The organism is Sphingorhabdus sp. YGSMI21, assembly GCF_002776575.1.
GTDB lineage: Bacteria > Pseudomonadota > Alphaproteobacteria > Sphingomonadales > Sphingomonadaceae > Parasphingorhabdus.
Map to the genome: position 1 here is coordinate 403,475 of NZ_CP022548.1, position 15,299 is coordinate 418,773.

Genomic DNA, 15,299 nt, shown 5'->3' on the forward strand with positions numbered 1-15,299 from the left:
AATTTGGCGGACAGGCGAAAATATGACCGATAGCGATAGAAAACCCGGGGAACGCCCTGCTCATGTCAAGGCGCCCGCCTATCTTTCCCCGAGCAAGCCGGTGCCGGAACCCGATCCGCTGGAAAAGGCCGACGAAATTGCCGCCGACAAGGGCCCCACCCGCTATGGCGACTGGGAGCACAAGGGCATCGCGGTCGATTTCTGACGGGCCGCGGGGCTGCGTCCCGGACTCTGCATCGCACCACCTTCTCCATTTAAACCTTTGCGCCACCGCACTTTTATGGAAGGATTGCTGGCCGAAGACGGATGCGGAGCGGGAGCGATAATGTGAGCAAGGACAAGCCGGACGCGGAAAGTGCCGAAACCGTCGCCCCGGAAAACAGAAATGTCCCGACCGATGTCGTACCGGACGCTGCCGCCGAGGCGGGCAATATCGATATCAGCTTCTCGCCGGGGCTGGCTTCCTTCCTGAAAAACAACAATATCTCCATCGGCTTCACCTCCTACCAGACCGGACGGCTCTATCTGATCGGCCATGGTCCGGACGGCAAGCTGGCGCTGCACGAAGCAGTCTATCCGCAGGCGATGGGGGTGACCGGCGATGCCAGCCGCATCTATCTCGGCACGCTGACCCAGATCGTCCGCATGGAAAATGTTCTGGCCCCCGGCCAGACCGCCAACGAGGTGCATGACAAGGTCTATGTGCCGCGCAATCTGCAGACCACCGGCAATGTCGACATTCACGAAATCGGAATACAGGACAATGGCCGGATCCTGTTCGTCAACACCCGCTTCAACTGCCTGTGCGAGCCCAGCCTGACGCACAGTTTCAGGCCGGTGTGGAAGCCCGATTTCATCAGCGAGATTATCGCCGAAGACCGCTGCCATCTCAACGGACTGGCGATGGTCGGCGGCCGGCCAAAATATGTCAGCGCCGCCGCACGCTCGGACACTGCGGGCGGCTGGCGGAATCACCGGGACGATGGCGGCTTGATCATCGACGTCGAGAGCCATGCCATCATCGCCGAGGGCCTGTCGATGCCGCACAGTCCGCGCGTCCATGACGGGCGCGTGTGGTTGCTGAATTCCGGGACCGGCGAGCTGGGCTGGCTCGATCCGGGCGACCACAGTTTCGTGCCGCTGGTTTTCTTTCCCGGATTTCTGCGCGGCCTCGCGTTCCACAATGACCATGCCTTCGTCACCCTGTCGAAACCCCGCAAGGGACATTTCGAGGGACTGGCGCTGGACGACCGGCTGCAGGAAAAGGATCAGGATGCGTGGTGCGGCATGCAGATCGTATCCCAGTCGACCGGCGATGTCGCACAATGGCTGCGCTTCGAGGGCGCGATCACCGAATTGTTTGACGTCTGTGTCCTGCCCGGAGTGCGGAACCCGATCACCCTCGGTCCCAATTCGGTCGAAATCAGGGATTTTCTGACGGTCGAACCGGCTGCGCTTTAGGCCAAGAACCGTCGCGCTACGAAAGCGCGAGAAATTCGGCGATCGCCTGCGCCGCGCGCTGCGAGGGTGCTTTGCTGTCATCCCTGTCGAACGAATAGTCGAAGGCGCGCGTCTGCGCCTCCCGAAATATATCCGGCAGTGGCGACACGGCCTTTAGCGCCGGCCCGAGATCGGCGACATCATCAAGCACGGGGCCGAAATTCCAATGGTCGTAATTGGCATTGCCCTGCCAGTCGGCATCGTGGGAATTGAAGAATATCGCCGGGCGCGGCGTCCGGATAAATTCGTAAATCTGGCTGCTGACGTCCCCGATATAGATGTCTGCGGCGTTGGTGTAGCTCATGTCGACGCTGCGGCTGCTACCGATATCGACATGGATGTGGTCGAGCGCGGCGTAGCGCGGATCGATATGCTGGCGGAACTTCAGCATGCGATGCTCGACCGAAGCCAGCAGCTTGCGCTGGAACAGCATGACATGCGGCGCAAATATCAGATTATAGTCCGTCTGATTCGCGAAATGGTCGAGGATCTGCGCGCCGAAGCGAAACCAGGACGACAGCAGGGGATCGAAATGCGGGTTATAGAGGACCACCGGCTTGTCATTGTCGAACAGCTTCACCGGCGGACGGTCGGCATAAGCCTGGAATTTCGGATAGCCGACGATGCGGTGATTGTCCGGTCGGATCACGCCGGCCGCCAGCATCCGGTCGCGGGTCTTCTCTCCGGGCAGCAGCACATGGTCGAACAGGCTGATTTCCGGCGAGAATCCGATCGAGCGGTCGCCGGCCCCGTGCGGAAAAAAGATCAGCTTTGGCCGGGCCGACGGGTCGATTTTCTTGAGAAAGGTGGTCGTGGTCTCCGGCACCACCAGCGCGTCGAAATGACGGAACAATTCGGTGCTGCGCTTGAGGCTGCTCAGCCGGTTGAGCGGCACCATCCTGCCCAGCATATTCTCGGCCAGCCGGCTCCAGCGGTTCGGCCGGATCGACCAGAAGGCCGGAGTCGGCAAGGCCGGATCGAGAAATTGCCGGACGGCATCGGCCTGCCGGTCGCTGGACGTGATGATTTCCACCCGCGCGGACGTCGCCTGTCGCTGCAGCGCCGGGATGATCGGCGCGATATGCGCGACCTGGTGCAGTTCGTCATGATTGAACAGGAAACCGATGCGCCGGGGATCAGGCGATGATTCGGAACTCATATCATTTCCATCGGCTGCCCGACCTCATCTTCTGCCACGACGCAAGCGGACCCAATCCGCTGCTGGCTGTCCTTGAACAGATTTTGCGGGAAAGTCTACCGGCTCGCGGTTCGGATGCTCGCCGGACCGGGCACCGTCAAGCGCCGCTTTGCAAAAGCCGTTGGCGCGGCTACATATGGCCGGCGCAGCCGGTTTTCGCCGGTTGCGCCGGATCATGACAAGGACGCCCGTGCCCCCAGCCAGTAAACCCGATAAGTCTGCCGGTGATCTGTCTTCCGCCCGCAAACCGCTGTGGACGGCGATAATCCTGGCCGGCCAGCGCCCCGAAGGCGATCCGATGGCCGAATATTGCAACGTCCGCTACAAGGCGCTGATCCCGATCCACGGGCAGACGATGCTCGAACGCGTGACACGGACGCTGATGGCATCGCCGCATATCGGCAGGATCGTGATCATGGCCCAGTCGCCCGGCGACTTGCAGGCCGGTCTCAGCCCCGACCTCGCGGAGCATGGCGCAATTGCCTTCGTCCCGTCCAACGACGGCATCGCCACCAGCATTCACGGCGTAGTCGGTAGCGACATCGCGCCATGGCCGGTGCTGGTGACGACGGCAGACAATGCGCTGCTGACCGGAGAGATACTGGACGGTTTTTTCAAGGGGCACAGCGGTCAGGATGTTGCGGTCGGCGTGGTCGAGCGCCGGACCATGCTCGCCGCCTATCCCGACGCCCGCCGCACCTGGCTGAAATTTCGCGGCGGCGCCTATAGCGGCGCCAATCTCTTCGCCTTGCTCGATGATCGTGCAAAGCCGGCGGTGGCCTTCTGGTCATCGGTCGAGAAGGACCGCAAGAAGGGCTGGAAGATTTTCGCCCATTTCGGCCCCTCGTTGCTGTTGCGCGCGCTCAGCCGGACAATCGGTTTCCGTCAGGCGATGGCGCAGGCCGGCGAGCGCATGGGTCTGCGAGCCGAACCGGTGATACTGACGACCGCGGAAGCCGCGATCGACGTGGACAAGCCGGAGGATCTGGCACTGGTTACGGCGATTCTCGAGCAGCGGGAGCGCTGCCCGGCAGACTGAACCAGGCACCAGGCAACGGACGGCACCCGTTGCGATGATCAGCCCTAGCCAGTCGTGCTGCCGCCGAGTTTTCTGCCGAACTCCATGATAGGTCTCGCCGGCCGCGAGCGCTCGCTCGCCCAGCGCTGCCGCAAATGCTGGATATTGGGCTCCACCGTCAGGCTTGCCTTGCCGCCATAGATAGCGTCGACTGCCCGCTGTAGCTGCAGCAGCATCTCCTGCTTTTGCTCGTGTACCAACACGCGACTGTCAACCTCGACCCGGATGATATCCATCGCACAGACCTCCAAAACTGGTTTTTCATATTCAATGCGATTATGAATAGCCGGAGAAATATAAGAAAACGGCGGCCAATTCTGGATTTTTCGTGGATAGTCTGGAGATTTTTCCAGACCCTGCCTAGACGAGTATCAGGGTCAAGATGCAGTATAATATCGCAGAATTTCTGGTCGACGAGGGCCGATTTGAAGTTACCAGGGACGGCGAGCCGGTCCCCCTGCAACCACAGGCGATGAAACTGCTGTTGCTGCTGGTGAAAGCCGATGGCAGGCTGGTGACCAAGGCGCAGATCAATGCGGTGATCTGGCTTGGCCGGTCGATATCCGAAACCGCGCTTTCGAGCCAGGTGAAGGCGCTGCGCAAGGCGTTGGGCGATACGGTGCGACCGCACAGGATCATCGGTACCGTTCATGGTGAAGGCTTCCGGATTCTCTGTGCCATCACCCGCATCGCCAGCAAGACGAAGGTCGCCAGCGAAACCCTGCCGCTGAAGAAAAGCGACGCTTCATCGAGAAGGCCCACTATCGCCATTTTGCCGTTCAGCCGGCGCGGCGATCTGTCGGGGCATGAAGCGGTGGCTACGGCCTTGCCCGATGACATGATAACCGCGCTGTCCCGCCTGCGATGGGTCCGGGTGATCGCGCGCGGATCCTGTTTCCGCTTTCCGTCCTTCGAATCCAGTCCCGCCGAAATCGGCCAGTCCCTGAAAGTGGAATATTGCCTGTCCGGAATGATCGAAATCAAGTCCGGCCAGCTGGTGATCCTGGTGGAACTTGCCGACACCCATGACAATTCGGTCATCTGGACCGACCAGCTCACCACGCCGGTCGAGGCGTTGCATGAGGTGCGGGCGGAGACCGTAGCCCGCATCGCAGCCACTCTCGAAGGCCGCCTCACCCAGCATGAAATCGAGAAAATGCGGCTCAATACGCCGGCCGAAATCTCGCCGTGGGAGGAGTTCCATCTCGGCCTGTCACAGGCATTTCATCATGATCGGCCGGATTACGGCCAGGCGGAAACCCATTTCAGGCGCGCGATTGAGGGCGACGCCACCTTTGCCCGCGCGCATGCCGGACTGGCGCAGATTCAATATTGGAAATTGTTCCAGAAGCTGGTTGATGACGAACGGCCGGTCGCGGCGCTGATGTGCCGGGAGGCCAAGACCGCTCTCGATCTCGACCCGTTCGACCCGTTTTGCCATCTTATCCGGGCCCGGTCGCACTTGATCCTGCACGAGATCGACACCGGGATGATGCATCTGGAGACGGCCAAGTCGCTGGCGCCCAGCTTTGCGCTTGCCTATTCCGGCCTGGCGAGCATCCAGGCGATGTCCGGCCAGCCGGAACGGGCTCTGGAAAATATGGGAATCGCGATGCGTCTCAGCCCGCAGGACCCCTGGAAAGTGCATATGCAGACGGTCATGGTCGCGGCCTATAATGCGCTGGGTCAATATGACGAAGCCGTGGTCTGGGCACGAAAAATTCTCGAATCACCGCAGCGGACGCTGCAGATTGTCGCCGGCATGATGGTCACCATGCACCATGGCGGGCACAGCGAGGAAGCCCGCAAACTGGCGCAGGAGTTCAAGCACCGTTTTCCTGGCAAGAACCGCGACACTTTCATCCGCTCTTATCCGGTGATCAGCGATAAGCAGATAAAACTCACCGAGGAGGGATTCGCGGCCCTGGGCATTGACTAGGATATTTGGACGAGCCCGTTTTGCCTGGTTCCGGAAGTTTTCCGGATAACAATCCGCCGGATTGCCATTTTTTTTGAATGGGAAACTCGCAGGGCAATTGCGCTGCGGGAGACTTGGGTGCCCCACCCTCCCTTGCGGTCGGGAGTTTTTCGGGCAAACATGCGCCGCATGTTCGCTTTTACCGGAAAAACTGGAGCGGGCGAAGAGATTCGAACTCTCGACCCCAACCTTGGCAAGGTTGTGCTCTACCCCTGAGCTACGCCCGCTCGGCGTTGCTGCGACACTCGGGTAATCACTTGGTCAGCAGCAGTTGAGGCGCGCGGTTAGCATGGGTTTTTATACCCCGCAAGCCCCAATCACACACTGGTTCGCTACAAATGCAAAAATATCCTTGGCATTGACGTCCCGCACCCCACATAAAGCGCACAAGTTAAACGATTTGGGCGCGAGTCCGGGCATTGGTCCCGCGCTATAACAGGAGCATGATGTGGCAACAGCAGGACTGACGGTTGAAGAACAGAAAGCGGTAGAGGTCTTCCAGCGCGAGGTCGTGACGCCGAGCATGGACAAGCTGGTGATTCTCGATTTCTGGGCAGAATGGTGCGGCCCCTGCAAGGCGCTGACGCCGATGCTGGAGAAAGTCGCCGCCGCTTATGCCGACAAGGGCGTGGTGCTGGCCAAGATCAATGTTGACGAGAATAAATTCATTGCCGCGCAATTCCAGGTGCAGTCGATCCCGACCGTTTACGCGATTTTCCAGGGCAAGCCCGTGGCCGACCTGACCAGCGCCCGCTCGGAAAGCCAGCTGACCGGCGCACTGGACCAGCTGCTCGGACAATTGCCGGTCGGCGGTGGCGAAGAGCCGAAACAGGATATCGCGCCCCTTCTCGCCATGGGTGAGGAAGTGCTGGCCGAAGGCGACGCCGAGCGCGCCGCCGGGGTTTTCGCGCAGATCGCCGACATGGCACCCGACAATGTCGAAGCGGTCGGCGGACTGATTCGCGCGCTGGTCGCCGCTGATCATATAGAGCAGGCGGAAGCCGCGCTCGCCGGACTGCCGGAAGAATTGCGCAGCGACCCGGCGATCGAGCGGGCGCAGACAACGCTGCAACTGGCAAAGGACAAGCCCGACGCAGGCGCCCTGGAAGCGCTGGAGGCTGCCGTGGCCGCCAATGACAAGGACCATCAGGCCCGATTCGACCTTGCCAGTGCGCTGATCGCTACCGGCGACCATGACGCGGCGGCCGAGCATCTGCTGACCATCATCGCCGCAGACAAGGACTGGAACGAAGGCGCCGCGCGGCAGAAACTGCTGTCCCTGTTCGAAATGGTCGGCCTGGAAGATGAATGGGTTGCGGCAACCCGCCGCAAACTCAGCGCCGTGCTGTTCGGATGAGCGAAACCAAAAGGCTCTCGATTTTTCCGCTGGCCGGGGCGCTATTGTTTCCCGGCATGCATCTGCCTCTGCACATATTCGAGGAACGCTACCGCGCGCTTATCAATGATGCGATGGCGCGGGACCGGCAGATCGGCATGATCCAGCCCAAGGAAGCCGGCAATCACCCTGCCCTGTTCAACGTCGGCTGCCTCGGCAAGATTATCGATATCGAGGCGCTCGACGACGGACGGTTCAACGTCGTTCTGGAAGGCGTCGCCCGTTTCCGGATTGTCGAGGAGATCGATGCGTCCACGGCATTCCGCCAGGTCCGGGCGGAAATCGAGGATGATCTGGAAAAGGACGAGGTGCTGGCCAGCGCCGAACGCGCCGCGCTCGAGATCGAATCACGCAAATTTGCCGAGCTCCAGGGCTATCAGGTGGACTGGGACAGCATCGGCCGGCTCGACGACACGGCTTTTGTCAACGGCATTGCCCAGATCGCACCTTTCGATGCGGCCTCAAAACAGGCCCTGCTCGAAGTGGACGGACTGGCAAATCGGGCAGAGCTGATCATCCAGCTGTTGCAGTTTTTCGGACGCCAGGACGGCGATGATGACCGGGTCACGTTGCAATGAGTGATCCGGCGGGACAGAGCGAGCCCGCTGGCACCGGAATTCGGAGTATTGATCCGGAATTGCTGAAGATACTCGTCTGTCCGGTGACCCGGACGGCGCTCGTGCATGATCCAGAGGCGTGCGAGCTGATCAGCGAGGCGGCCGGGCTGGCCTATCCGATTCGCGACGGTATCCCGGTCATGCTGGTCGAGGAAGCGCGTAGATTCTGAATGCGGCTGGATAGCCGCGGTTCAATATATAATTGAAAATTTGTTTCCACGAGATGCGCGCGGAACGCGCCCGGGCGTCAGCCCTGTTTGCTGTACAGGTCCAGAGGGACGGCCTCGACACTGGAGGTCATTGCATTATGATCGCCTTCCGCTGCGCTGACGGGGACGAGAGCGATCGCAAGAGCCACGGCAGATAAGAGAGATCCCCAGGTCACCAGATTCCCGAGAAATAGCTCTTTCTCTCTCTTGCTCAGCGCCCTGCGTTGGAACTTAATCATAACGTTTACAATCTTTACACTACTCTAAACTACCAAACGCCACCCAAAAACATTGGTTCCATCATGAACCGAAAAATCATCTCCGGGTTGATCCGATCATGGGAGGCGATGGATCAACCCGGATTTGAAAGTCCGAAAAAAGCATAGCGGGTGCAATAGCTTCTTCCAAACTGGCTCGGAAACCCATTGCAGCGAAGAAATATTGACCAGAATATTCCTTTCGCTCCAAACGACGCCTTTCCGGCAACGGGCAGAACGGAATTCCGGAAACCGGAATCGTCGTGCAGCCGTTCCAAGTCAGGTCGTCGCCAAGGGCTTCTTGCCGAACAGGTAGGAATATGGGGGGCTCGCCGGATATGCATGAGTTTCAACCCGTGTCACCGGTCGCGTGGATGTAACAAGTTAATGTTACCCTCGGCCAACCGGCAGGAATCCGACGGAGTTAATTGTAAATTATCGAATTTCATTTACGCTTTGTAGCGGTAACAGAGAATTTTACCCCTTCTTAACCTGATGAAATATATTTGTTACCCAATGAGATCGGACAGTTAGCAAACAAGTGGACCATTCTTTTTTGCCAAATGATCGCCCCTGACATAAGATTGACATATGACCATAGCCCGTTGCGATAATCTGAACGAGAAAGAGAAGCAGGTTCTTCACCTGCTTTTGCTCGGCCATGACGCGAAAACCGCGGCCCAGGAGGTCGGCGTAACCCCCAATGTCATAAACGAACGCCTGCGGTCTGCACGGCAAAAGCTGCAAGTGACCAGCAGCAAGGCGGCGGCCCGGATGCTTGCCGATCACGAAGGTCTGGCACCCAAATTTTTTGTACCCAAGAATATTGGGATTGTGCAAAAGCCGCATTCCGACGCAGTTTATCCCTTGCCTGGACAACAGGCAGCGTCACCGGACCGGGTCAGGGAAGTGCAATCGGCTTATCAGTCTTATTCCACTTTGTCAGGCTCGCTGCTCTCGGTGCCGTTCCGCAGGCAGGGAGAAACTGGTAACGATCTGAGCAAGGGAGCGCGAATCTGGGCAATTGCCGACTTGTCGGTCAAACTCGCCTTTGCATTTGCCTTCGTCTGCCTCGCCGCAATAGTCGTGAGCAGGTTGCTGGGTTCGAACTAATCTCTGCATGTTTTGTCACTAGTAAGCGCCGGCCTCCCCCGGCGTCCGGAGAGTTACATGTTGAAGCAACGTATTGAAGCCGCCCGCCCCATCGCCACGAAAATCCATGAGGTCGAGAAATCCCTCAATCTGACCATGGTCCAGATGGGAGAATTGATGAGCAGTATCGCCGCTGCCCGCATGGCCCCCGGAACGCGTTTTTCGTTGACTGCAGGAATGGATGCTTCGGAAAAGCTGATCGCCGCTGCAGCGAGAACGGCCCGGTGCTACCGCGACGTGGTAGATGCACATGGGCATCTTGTCGCGGATCGTGAAGAAGCCGGATTGCGCACTGTCAGTTGGGGCGATTTTGCCGAATGCCCGCCGAACCCTACATCGGGCAGCGCCGAGACATCAGCTCCGCTCCGCATTGTCGAAAGCGCCTGAAAAATACAGGCAAATCTTGACCACACCAAGATTATTTGGTCCGGTTGAGAGATAATGGGCCGGATCGAATTCTTCTTCTCCCTCTTGGCGGTCGTCTGTATTTATTCGACAGTCAAAGGTGGGCAGCCCGAAAGAAGGGCCGTGATTGTCTTCATCGTCGGTGTGGCATTGTCGATGATCGCGGCCGCCCTTTCAAACCTCCGATTCTCGCAGCCCGAAATCGGTATTTTGATTAGTGATATGGCAATGTTGGCCGCCTTCATTGGACTGGCCTTGTATGCAGAAAGATACTGGACGTTATGGCTATGTTCCATGCAGGTAATTCAAGTGCTCTCTCATATTCCCCTGATGATTATTCCGGAACTTCTTCCGCAAGCGTATTACGTAATAGTGGCTTTCTGGGCCTATCCGATGCTGATTGTTCTGGCGATGGGCACTTACCGTCATCAGCAACGTCTTCGGCGGTACGGGGTCGACAGATCCTGGAGCGACTTTTCCAACTTGCAAAAATAGACAATGCATCTGCGGTCGCCGCAGCGCTCATTGCCGAATTCGGCTCTATCGGGGCGGTCCTGCATTCCGAATCCCGGCCCGCCAAAAGCGCGCCTGCCCAGGCCATAATATCGCTGGTGCGCGAGGCGATGCTCGTGTCTTCCAGAGACAAGATGCTGGACCGCATTTGCCTGTCCAAGGCCGATGACGTGATCGAATATCTGATTGTCGCCATGGCGCGCCTTCCAGTGGAGGAAGTGCGGGTATTGTTTCTGGACAGCAAGAACCGGCTGATCTGTGATGAAGTCGTCAGCAGAGGCACGATTTCCGAAGCCCCCATCTATCCCCGGGAAATCTTGAAACGGGCGCTCGCCGTCGACGCATCGGCGCTGATCCTCGCGCATAACCATCCGTCGGGCGATCCGGACCCCAGCGAAGGCGATATCGACGCGACCCGCAGGCTGCTGAAGGCAGCAAAGGAACTCGGGCTGACCGTGCACGATCATATCATCGTTGGCAGCGAAGGCTGGATCAGCCTGCGCGACTGGGTATCGTTCCAGTGAAATTTCGATCTGTAAATATAAGTATCGTGCAGTTTCCGGCAGTATCTGATAGTATTGCAAACAAAGGGAGACCGGGATAATGGCCTCACCAATTTCCGATGAGCAACGCGCGAGGCTGCTCCGCGCGGAAACCCACACTTTGCTGCAATCACCGGATTTCATCCGTTCACCGGTCATGTCGCAACTGTTGAGCTATCTGGTCGAAGAGGCGATTTCCAATCCTGGCAATCCGCCGAAAGCCTATCAGGTCGCCGTGGACGGACTCGGCCGCACCGAGGATTTTGACGTTCAGGCCGACAGCTATCCCCGCGTTCAGGTCGGCCGGCTGCGCAAGATGCTCGGCACATATTATAATGCGCATCACAGCGCGACACGCCTGCACATCCCGATCGGCCATTATGCCGTTGAGATTGCAACCGACGATCATGCGGTGCGAGCCGAGCAGAATAACGCCGCACCGGAGGCCGGACCCGGCGACGCCTATCGCGATAGCCCGCCGCCGGTCGATCCCGTTCGCGATCGCTGGTTCAACAACCGGCTGACTCTCATCGGCTTGTCGGCCATATTGCTGATCGCTGCGGCCGGCCTGATCTGGTTGATGAACTCGTCCAATCCGGACGCTGCGGGGCCCGCGATGACATCGGATAACGAGACTTTGCCTCCGAAAATCTATATTGCCGCGTCACCGGCCGAGGCCGGCGTTGTCGGCAGCGACATGTCTGTCGAGATCCAGCAGTTTTTCGAAGACGCCTTTGCCCGTTCCTCGCAAGTGCGGCTGGCGGCGGCCGGCGGTCCGGACATTGCCTCGGTAAAGGGACAGAATGCATATCTGTTCGAAAGCAAGATCGTTGCCGGGCCGAGCGGTCCGGAGATAAAATTCCTGCTGACCTCGTTGATCCAGAATGAGACCATCTGGTCAGCGACAATCGCACTGCCGGATTCTCCGGCGGACTATCCCGAAAAGCTCGGACCGATATCGAGCCGGATCACCAGCATTTACGGATTGATCGCGACCGACCAGCGCAAACGTCTGCCGGACAATGCCATGATCGGCTATCCCTGCCTGCTCCGGTTCGAAAGCTACCGGGCCAACCGCGACCCCGACCAACTGCCGGTGGTCGAGTCCTGCATCGAGAAATCGCTGGTGGCAGATCCGTTTGACAGCCAGATTCTCGCCGCGGCCTCGTTCATTTCCTTTTTGCGCAAAGAGGCGACGGGCCGGGACCCCAATCCCGAGCAAGGGCTGGAATATGCCCGCCGGGCGATGGTTCGCGGTCGCGAAAATGCATCGGCAAATTTCGCGCTGGCCAGATCGAGCTTTTTCAACGGCAATTGCATTCGGGGAAAGGAATTCGCAGAAAAGGCCGCAGCACTGGACCCGTATGAAGCAACGATTCAGGCCCAGACCGGGGCCTTCCTGTTCGCGTGCGGCGACCCTGACGGAACCCAGTATCTTAGACGGGCGATCGCGCTCGATCCTCGCGGGTCACTGGTTGCGGAAACCGCTCTGGTGCTGACCTTGATGGCAGAGGGCAAGGACAGGCAGGCGCTGGAAGTCGCAGAGAGAATCATCCCGTCGAGCACCGGTGTCGGACCCTATTATGATATCGCCATGGCCATGGTTTATGCGAAAAACGGTCGGATCGAGGATTCGCGGGAATCGTGGGACCGGCTGGTTGCCACCTATGGCAACGCAAGTGACGAAAGCCAGGAGCAATTGCTCAAGCGCCTGATCACCAATCCGATACTGGCCGAACGCGCCTTTCAGGTATTGCTGCGGGCGGGGGTGATCAACCAGTGACCGGGAAGCCCTCACGCATCATCGCGAGCGCTTCCCGGCAGACAGCCCCGCAAGAACGGCTTGGGAGCCGTCGGCAATAGGAAAAACCGGATGAACGGCTAGCCACGGGATGCGTGAAACAACCGTCAGAAACTGGCGTTCAACCCGTCGACCACAAATTGCACGGCGAGCGCGCCGAGCAGCACACCAAGTACCCGGGTGATCACCGCCTCGACCTTGTTGCCCAATATCCGCATCAATGGTCCGGCCGCGATCAGTCCGAAAAGCGTCAGCAGCAGCACCGAGCCGAGGGCGCCAAGAATGACCAGCGCATTGTCGATGCCGTCGTGCTGGGATGTCAGCAGCATCACTGCGGCAATTGATCCCGGTCCGGCGATCATTGGCATGGCCATGGGGAAGATCGAGACATCCTCGATCTCGGGCTGTTCGATAATCTCCTGCGCCCGGTCCTCGCGCCGTTCGGTGCGTTTCTCGAACACCATTTCCAGCGCGATCAGGAACAGCATGATGCCGCCGGCGATACGGAAACTGTCGAGACTGATGCCGAGCGCGCTCAGCATCTGCTCGCCGAACAGGGCGAAAACCAACAATATGATCGCGGCAACGAATATGGCGCGGATGGCCATGACACGGCGGTCGCGCGGTGGCGCGCTGCTGGTCAGGCTGGCGTAGATCGGTGCGCAGCCGGGCGGATCGATCACCACAAAAAAAGTGATGAAGGCGGAGATGAAGAGTTCGATCATGATGCCGGTGCGTCGACCTTATATTCATGCACGCGCTTGAAGCTGCCGTCATCCTCAGCAAGGTCGACAAAAACGATGCGCCCGCCGCCATCAACAGACGACGCGTTCCAGATCAGGCTGCCATCGGCGGATGCCCCGCTCCTGCCCCTGTCTGATGGCCCTGCAGGCGGAAAGGCTGCGGCAGTCCCCGCTTTGCACGAGGCGACCTCGGTTTCGACATAGTCGGGCTCCGTCAGCGGCGCGGCCAGCGGTACGCCATCATCGAATATCCATTTCCACTCCACATCCTTGCTCGGCTTGCGATTGCCGAAATTTTCCTGATGCCAGATGGTGGTAAAATGGCCGGTGGCTCCGCTCGCGCTTTGCCAGGCGCCGGTGGATACACCGATGCTGCCGTCGCAGGACATGTAGATTTTATGCGGCTGCCAGGTGACGGCTTGCGCCGGATCAGCCTTGCCCTTCAGCCATTGCTGCGCATTGACCAGATCGGGGGTGAACATGATCGCCTCGTCGGCGGCGGTGTCGCGAAATGCCGTCCACTGGCCCTTTTCCTGCGCCAGCCTGGCAAAGGACAGCTCCGCCTTGACGATGGCGCTGGGATTGGCGACCGGCTTTCCAATGACCCGGTTATAGCGTTCCCGGTCGTTGAGACGCCCGCCGCCGCTGGCACAGCTCGAAAGCATCAGTGCGATTCCGATAGCGGCAAACAGGCGCATTACAGACCCTCCGGTTTCTCCAGTCCGGCGCGCGCGGATGCAGCGACCAGTGTGTTGCGCAATAGCACTGCAATGGTCATCGGGCCAACCCCTCCCGGTACCGGGGTAATGGCCCGGACATGATCCATGGCTTCGGCGGTGGCGACATCGCCGACCAGACGGCCTTTTTCCTTGCCCGGTTCGGGGTCGAGCCGGTTGATACCGACGTCGATCACGACGGCCCCGTCTTTCAGCCAGTCACCCTTGACCATTTCGGCGCGACCAACGGCAGCGACAACAATATCGGCGCGGCGGACGACGTCGGGAAGGTCCCGGGTCCGGCTATGCGCCATGGTTACGGTGCAATTTTCAGCGAGCAGCAATTGCGCCATCGGCTTGCCCACCAGGATCGAGCGGCCCACGACCACGGCGTCCAGCCCGGTGAGGTCGCCCAATGTATCTTTCAGCAGCATGAGACTGCCAAGCGGTGTGCACGGGATCAGCGCTTCTTCGCCATTGGCCAGCCGGCCGGCGTTGATCACGTGCAGGCCGTCGACATCCTTGTCCGGATCGATCGCCATGACCACGGCTTTTTCATCGAGACCTTCGGGCAGCGGCAATTGTACCAATATGCCGTCAACCGTCTCGTCGGCATTCAACTGCTCGACCAGCGCGATCAGGTCTTCCTGCGCGACATCGGCGGGCAGCCGGTGTTCGAAACTTTCCATGCCGGCGGCGATGGTCGCCTTGTGCTTGGAGGCAACATAGACCTGGCTGGCGGGGTCCTCGCCGACCAGCACCACGGCCAGTCCCGGTGCGCGCCCTGCCTGTTTCACAAAGGCAGGTACGGCCTCCCTGATCCGTTCACGCAGGCCGGCGGCGAAGGCCTTGCCGTCAATGATCTGCGCTGCGGTCAACCGAGCAGAGCCTGGGCTATCGGGGGCAGGATTGCATCCTGCAATATGATGATACCGATGATCACAACCATCGGGGTCAGATCAATGGCTCCGAAGTCCGGCATGATCCGCCGGATCGGCCGGTAGATCGGCGCAGTCAGCGCATCGAGCGTGGTCCAGATCGCCCGGGCGATATCATTTTGCAGATTGATCACATTGAACGCGAGCAGCCAGCTCATGATCGCCTGCACGATGATGACGGTTATCGCCACGTTGAGCAGGATGGAGATGATTTGAAGAATTGCGAATGCCATGGCGGCCCCTTTATCGATAATCT

The 15,299-nt window shown here is 59.4% G+C and carries 20 protein-coding genes and 1 tRNA gene; 13 read left to right on the forward strand and 8 right to left on the reverse strand.

Annotation, left to right across the window (positions count from 1 at the left end):
• The first annotated feature begins 22 nt into the window (after positions 1-22).
• Positions 23-205, forward strand: a complete 183-nt coding sequence (locus tag CHN51_RS01865) for a DUF1674 domain-containing protein (protein WP_100092494.1) — start codon at positions 23-25, stop codon at positions 203-205.
• A 122-nt stretch (positions 206-327) separates the two neighbouring features.
• Positions 328-1,461, forward strand: coding sequence for a TIGR03032 family protein (locus CHN51_RS01870; protein WP_240616829.1), 1,134 nt, complete (start codon positions 328-330; stop codon positions 1,459-1,461).
• A gap of 16 nt (positions 1,462-1,477) precedes the next feature.
• On the opposite strand, the gene CHN51_RS01875 is transcribed toward CHN51_RS01870, so the two are convergent.
• Positions 1,478-2,659, reverse strand: a complete 1,182-nt coding sequence (locus CHN51_RS01875) for a CDP-glycerol glycerophosphotransferase family protein (RefSeq protein ID WP_100092496.1) — start codon at positions 2,657-2,659, stop codon at positions 1,478-1,480.
• A gap of 72 nt (positions 2,660-2,731) precedes the next feature.
• Between CHN51_RS01875 and CHN51_RS19675 the strand changes: the two genes are divergently transcribed.
• Positions 2,732-2,905, forward strand: a complete 174-nt coding sequence (locus CHN51_RS19675; protein ID WP_164088911.1) for a hypothetical protein — start codon at positions 2,732-2,734, stop codon at positions 2,903-2,905.
• Positions 2,889-3,737 (forward strand): NTP transferase domain-containing protein, encoded by an 849-nt coding sequence (locus tag CHN51_RS01880; protein WP_240616830.1) that lies wholly within the window; start codon positions 2,889-2,891, stop codon positions 3,735-3,737. Before CHN51_RS19675 ends, CHN51_RS01880 begins: the two co-directional genes overlap by 17 nt.
• Before the next feature lie 44 nt (positions 3,738-3,781).
• Here CHN51_RS01880 and CHN51_RS01885 read toward each other — a convergent pair whose 3' ends face one another.
• Positions 3,782-4,012, reverse strand: a complete 231-nt coding sequence (locus CHN51_RS01885) for a hypothetical protein (protein ID WP_100092497.1) — start codon at positions 4,010-4,012, stop codon at positions 3,782-3,784.
• A gap of 146 nt (positions 4,013-4,158) precedes the next feature.
• On the opposite strand from CHN51_RS01885, the gene CHN51_RS01890 reads away from it, so the two are divergent.
• Complete coding sequence (locus CHN51_RS01890; protein WP_100092498.1) at positions 4,159-5,715, forward strand: winged helix-turn-helix domain-containing protein; 1,557 nt, start codon at positions 4,159-4,161, stop codon at positions 5,713-5,715.
• Between the two features lie 191 nt (positions 5,716-5,906).
• Here CHN51_RS01890 and CHN51_RS01895 read toward each other — a convergent pair.
• A tRNA-Gly gene (locus CHN51_RS01895) sits at positions 5,907-5,981 on the reverse strand.
• Positions 5,982-6,202: 221 nt separating this feature from the next.
• On the opposite strand from CHN51_RS01895, the gene CHN51_RS01900 reads away from it, so the two are divergent.
• The 3 genes from CHN51_RS01900 to CHN51_RS01910 are packed head-to-tail and all read left to right on the forward strand — an operon-like array spanning position 6,203 to position 7,937.
• Positions 6,203-7,111, forward strand: a complete 909-nt coding sequence (locus CHN51_RS01900; protein ID WP_100092499.1) for a tetratricopeptide repeat protein — start codon at positions 6,203-6,205, stop codon at positions 7,109-7,111.
• Entirely contained in the window at positions 7,108-7,728 is a 621-nt protein-coding gene (locus tag CHN51_RS01905; RefSeq protein ID WP_100092500.1) for an LON peptidase substrate-binding domain-containing protein, read from the forward strand. The genes CHN51_RS01900 and CHN51_RS01905 overlap by 4 nt, the downstream gene beginning before the upstream one ends.
• Complete coding sequence (locus CHN51_RS01910; RefSeq protein WP_100092501.1) at positions 7,725-7,937, forward strand: Trm112 family protein; 213 nt, start codon at positions 7,725-7,727, stop codon at positions 7,935-7,937. The genes CHN51_RS01905 and CHN51_RS01910 overlap by 4 nt, the downstream gene beginning before the upstream one ends.
• Before the next feature lie 77 nt (positions 7,938-8,014).
• Here CHN51_RS01910 and CHN51_RS01915 read toward each other — a convergent pair whose 3' ends face one another.
• On the reverse strand, positions 8,015-8,215 hold the full coding sequence (locus CHN51_RS01915) for a hypothetical protein (RefSeq protein ID WP_100092502.1): 201 nt from the start codon (positions 8,213-8,215) through the stop codon (positions 8,015-8,017).
• 609 nt (positions 8,216-8,824) lie between these two features.
• Here CHN51_RS01915 and CHN51_RS01925 point away from each other — a divergent pair.
• The 5 genes from CHN51_RS01925 (at position 8,825) to CHN51_RS01940 (ending at position 12,628) form a co-directional block, all read left to right on the forward strand.
• The gene (locus CHN51_RS01925; RefSeq protein WP_100092504.1) at positions 8,825-9,346 is read left to right on the forward strand and encodes a LuxR C-terminal-related transcriptional regulator; all 522 of its coding nucleotides are present in this window, start codon (positions 8,825-8,827) and stop codon (positions 9,344-9,346) included.
• Between the two features lie 57 nt (positions 9,347-9,403).
• Positions 9,404-9,772 carry a hypothetical protein gene (locus CHN51_RS01930; RefSeq protein ID WP_100092505.1) on the forward strand — a complete coding sequence of 123 codons (369 nt, stop codon included), beginning with the start codon at positions 9,404-9,406 and terminating at the stop codon, positions 9,770-9,772.
• 54 nt (positions 9,773-9,826) lie between these two features.
• Positions 9,827-10,285 (forward strand): hypothetical protein, encoded by a 459-nt coding sequence (locus CHN51_RS19680; RefSeq protein ID WP_164088949.1) that lies wholly within the window; start codon positions 9,827-9,829, stop codon positions 10,283-10,285.
• Between the two features lie 134 nt (positions 10,286-10,419).
• On the forward strand, positions 10,420-10,827 hold the full coding sequence (gene radC / locus CHN51_RS19685) for a DNA repair protein RadC (RefSeq protein ID WP_164088951.1): 408 nt from the start codon (positions 10,420-10,422) through the stop codon (positions 10,825-10,827).
• Between the two features lie 79 nt (positions 10,828-10,906).
• Complete coding sequence (locus CHN51_RS01940) at positions 10,907-12,628, forward strand: hypothetical protein (protein ID WP_100092507.1); 1,722 nt, start codon at positions 10,907-10,909, stop codon at positions 12,626-12,628.
• 125 nt (positions 12,629-12,753) lie between these two features.
• Here the strand turns inward: CHN51_RS01940 and CHN51_RS01945 are convergent, their stop codons facing one another.
• The 4 genes from CHN51_RS01945 to CHN51_RS01960 are packed head-to-tail and all read right to left on the reverse strand — an operon-like array spanning position 12,754 to position 15,276.
• On the reverse strand, positions 12,754-13,371 hold the full coding sequence (locus CHN51_RS01945; protein ID WP_100092508.1) for a MarC family protein: 618 nt from the start codon (positions 13,369-13,371) through the stop codon (positions 12,754-12,756).
• On the reverse strand, positions 13,368-14,087 hold the full coding sequence (locus CHN51_RS01950; protein WP_100092509.1) for a hypothetical protein: 720 nt from the start codon (positions 14,085-14,087) through the stop codon (positions 13,368-13,370). Before CHN51_RS01950 ends, CHN51_RS01945 begins: the two co-directional genes overlap by 4 nt.
• Entirely contained in the window at positions 14,087-14,983 is an 897-nt protein-coding gene (gene folD / locus CHN51_RS01955) for a bifunctional methylenetetrahydrofolate dehydrogenase/methenyltetrahydrofolate cyclohydrolase FolD (RefSeq protein ID WP_100092510.1), read from the reverse strand. Before folD ends, CHN51_RS01950 begins: the two co-directional genes overlap by 1 nt.
• Positions 14,980-15,276 (reverse strand): YggT family protein, encoded by a 297-nt coding sequence (locus CHN51_RS01960; protein WP_100095371.1) that lies wholly within the window; start codon positions 15,274-15,276, stop codon positions 14,980-14,982. Before CHN51_RS01960 ends, folD begins: the two co-directional genes overlap by 4 nt.
• Positions 15,277-15,299 lie beyond the last annotated feature (23 nt).

Bases quoted from the DNA above. Each gene is read 5' to 3' on its own strand.
- CHN51_RS01925 (WP_100092504.1), top strand. From the start codon at position 8,825: ATGACCATAGCCCGTTGCGATAATCTGAACGAGAAAGAGAAGCAGGTT.
- CHN51_RS01890 (WP_100092498.1), top strand. From the start codon at position 4,159: ATGCAGTATAATATCGCAGAATTTCTGGTCGACGAGGGCCGATTTGAA.
- CHN51_RS19680 (WP_164088949.1), top strand. From the start codon at position 9,827: ATGGGCCGGATCGAATTCTTCTTCTCCCTCTTGGCGGTCGTCTGTATT.
- CHN51_RS01945 (WP_100092508.1), bottom strand. From the start codon at position 13,371: ATGATCGAACTCTTCATCTCCGCCTTCATCACTTTTTTTGTGGTGATC.
- CHN51_RS01865 (WP_100092494.1), top strand. From the start codon at position 23: ATGACCGATAGCGATAGAAAACCCGGGGAACGCCCTGCTCATGTCAAG.
- CHN51_RS01940 (WP_100092507.1), top strand. From the start codon at position 10,907: ATGGCCTCACCAATTTCCGATGAGCAACGCGCGAGGCTGCTCCGCGCG.
- CHN51_RS01910 (WP_100092501.1), top strand. From the start codon at position 7,725: ATGAGTGATCCGGCGGGACAGAGCGAGCCCGCTGGCACCGGAATTCGG.
- CHN51_RS01950 (WP_100092509.1), bottom strand. From the start codon at position 14,087: ATGCGCCTGTTTGCCGCTATCGGAATCGCACTGATGCTTTCGAGCTGT.
- CHN51_RS01885 (WP_100092497.1), bottom strand. From the start codon at position 4,012: ATGGATATCATCCGGGTCGAGGTTGACAGTCGCGTGTTGGTACACGAG.
- CHN51_RS01915 (WP_100092502.1), bottom strand. From the start codon at position 8,215: ATGATTAAGTTCCAACGCAGGGCGCTGAGCAAGAGAGAGAAAGAGCTA.
- CHN51_RS01875 (WP_100092496.1), bottom strand. From the start codon at position 2,659: ATGAGTTCCGAATCATCGCCTGATCCCCGGCGCATCGGTTTCCTGTTC.
- CHN51_RS01905 (WP_100092500.1), top strand. From the start codon at position 7,108: ATGAGCGAAACCAAAAGGCTCTCGATTTTTCCGCTGGCCGGGGCGCTA.
- CHN51_RS01960 (WP_100095371.1), bottom strand. From the start codon at position 15,276: ATGGCATTCGCAATTCTTCAAATCATCTCCATCCTGCTCAACGTGGCG.
- CHN51_RS01930 (WP_100092505.1), top strand. From the start codon at position 9,404: ATGTTGAAGCAACGTATTGAAGCCGCCCGCCCCATCGCCACGAAAATC.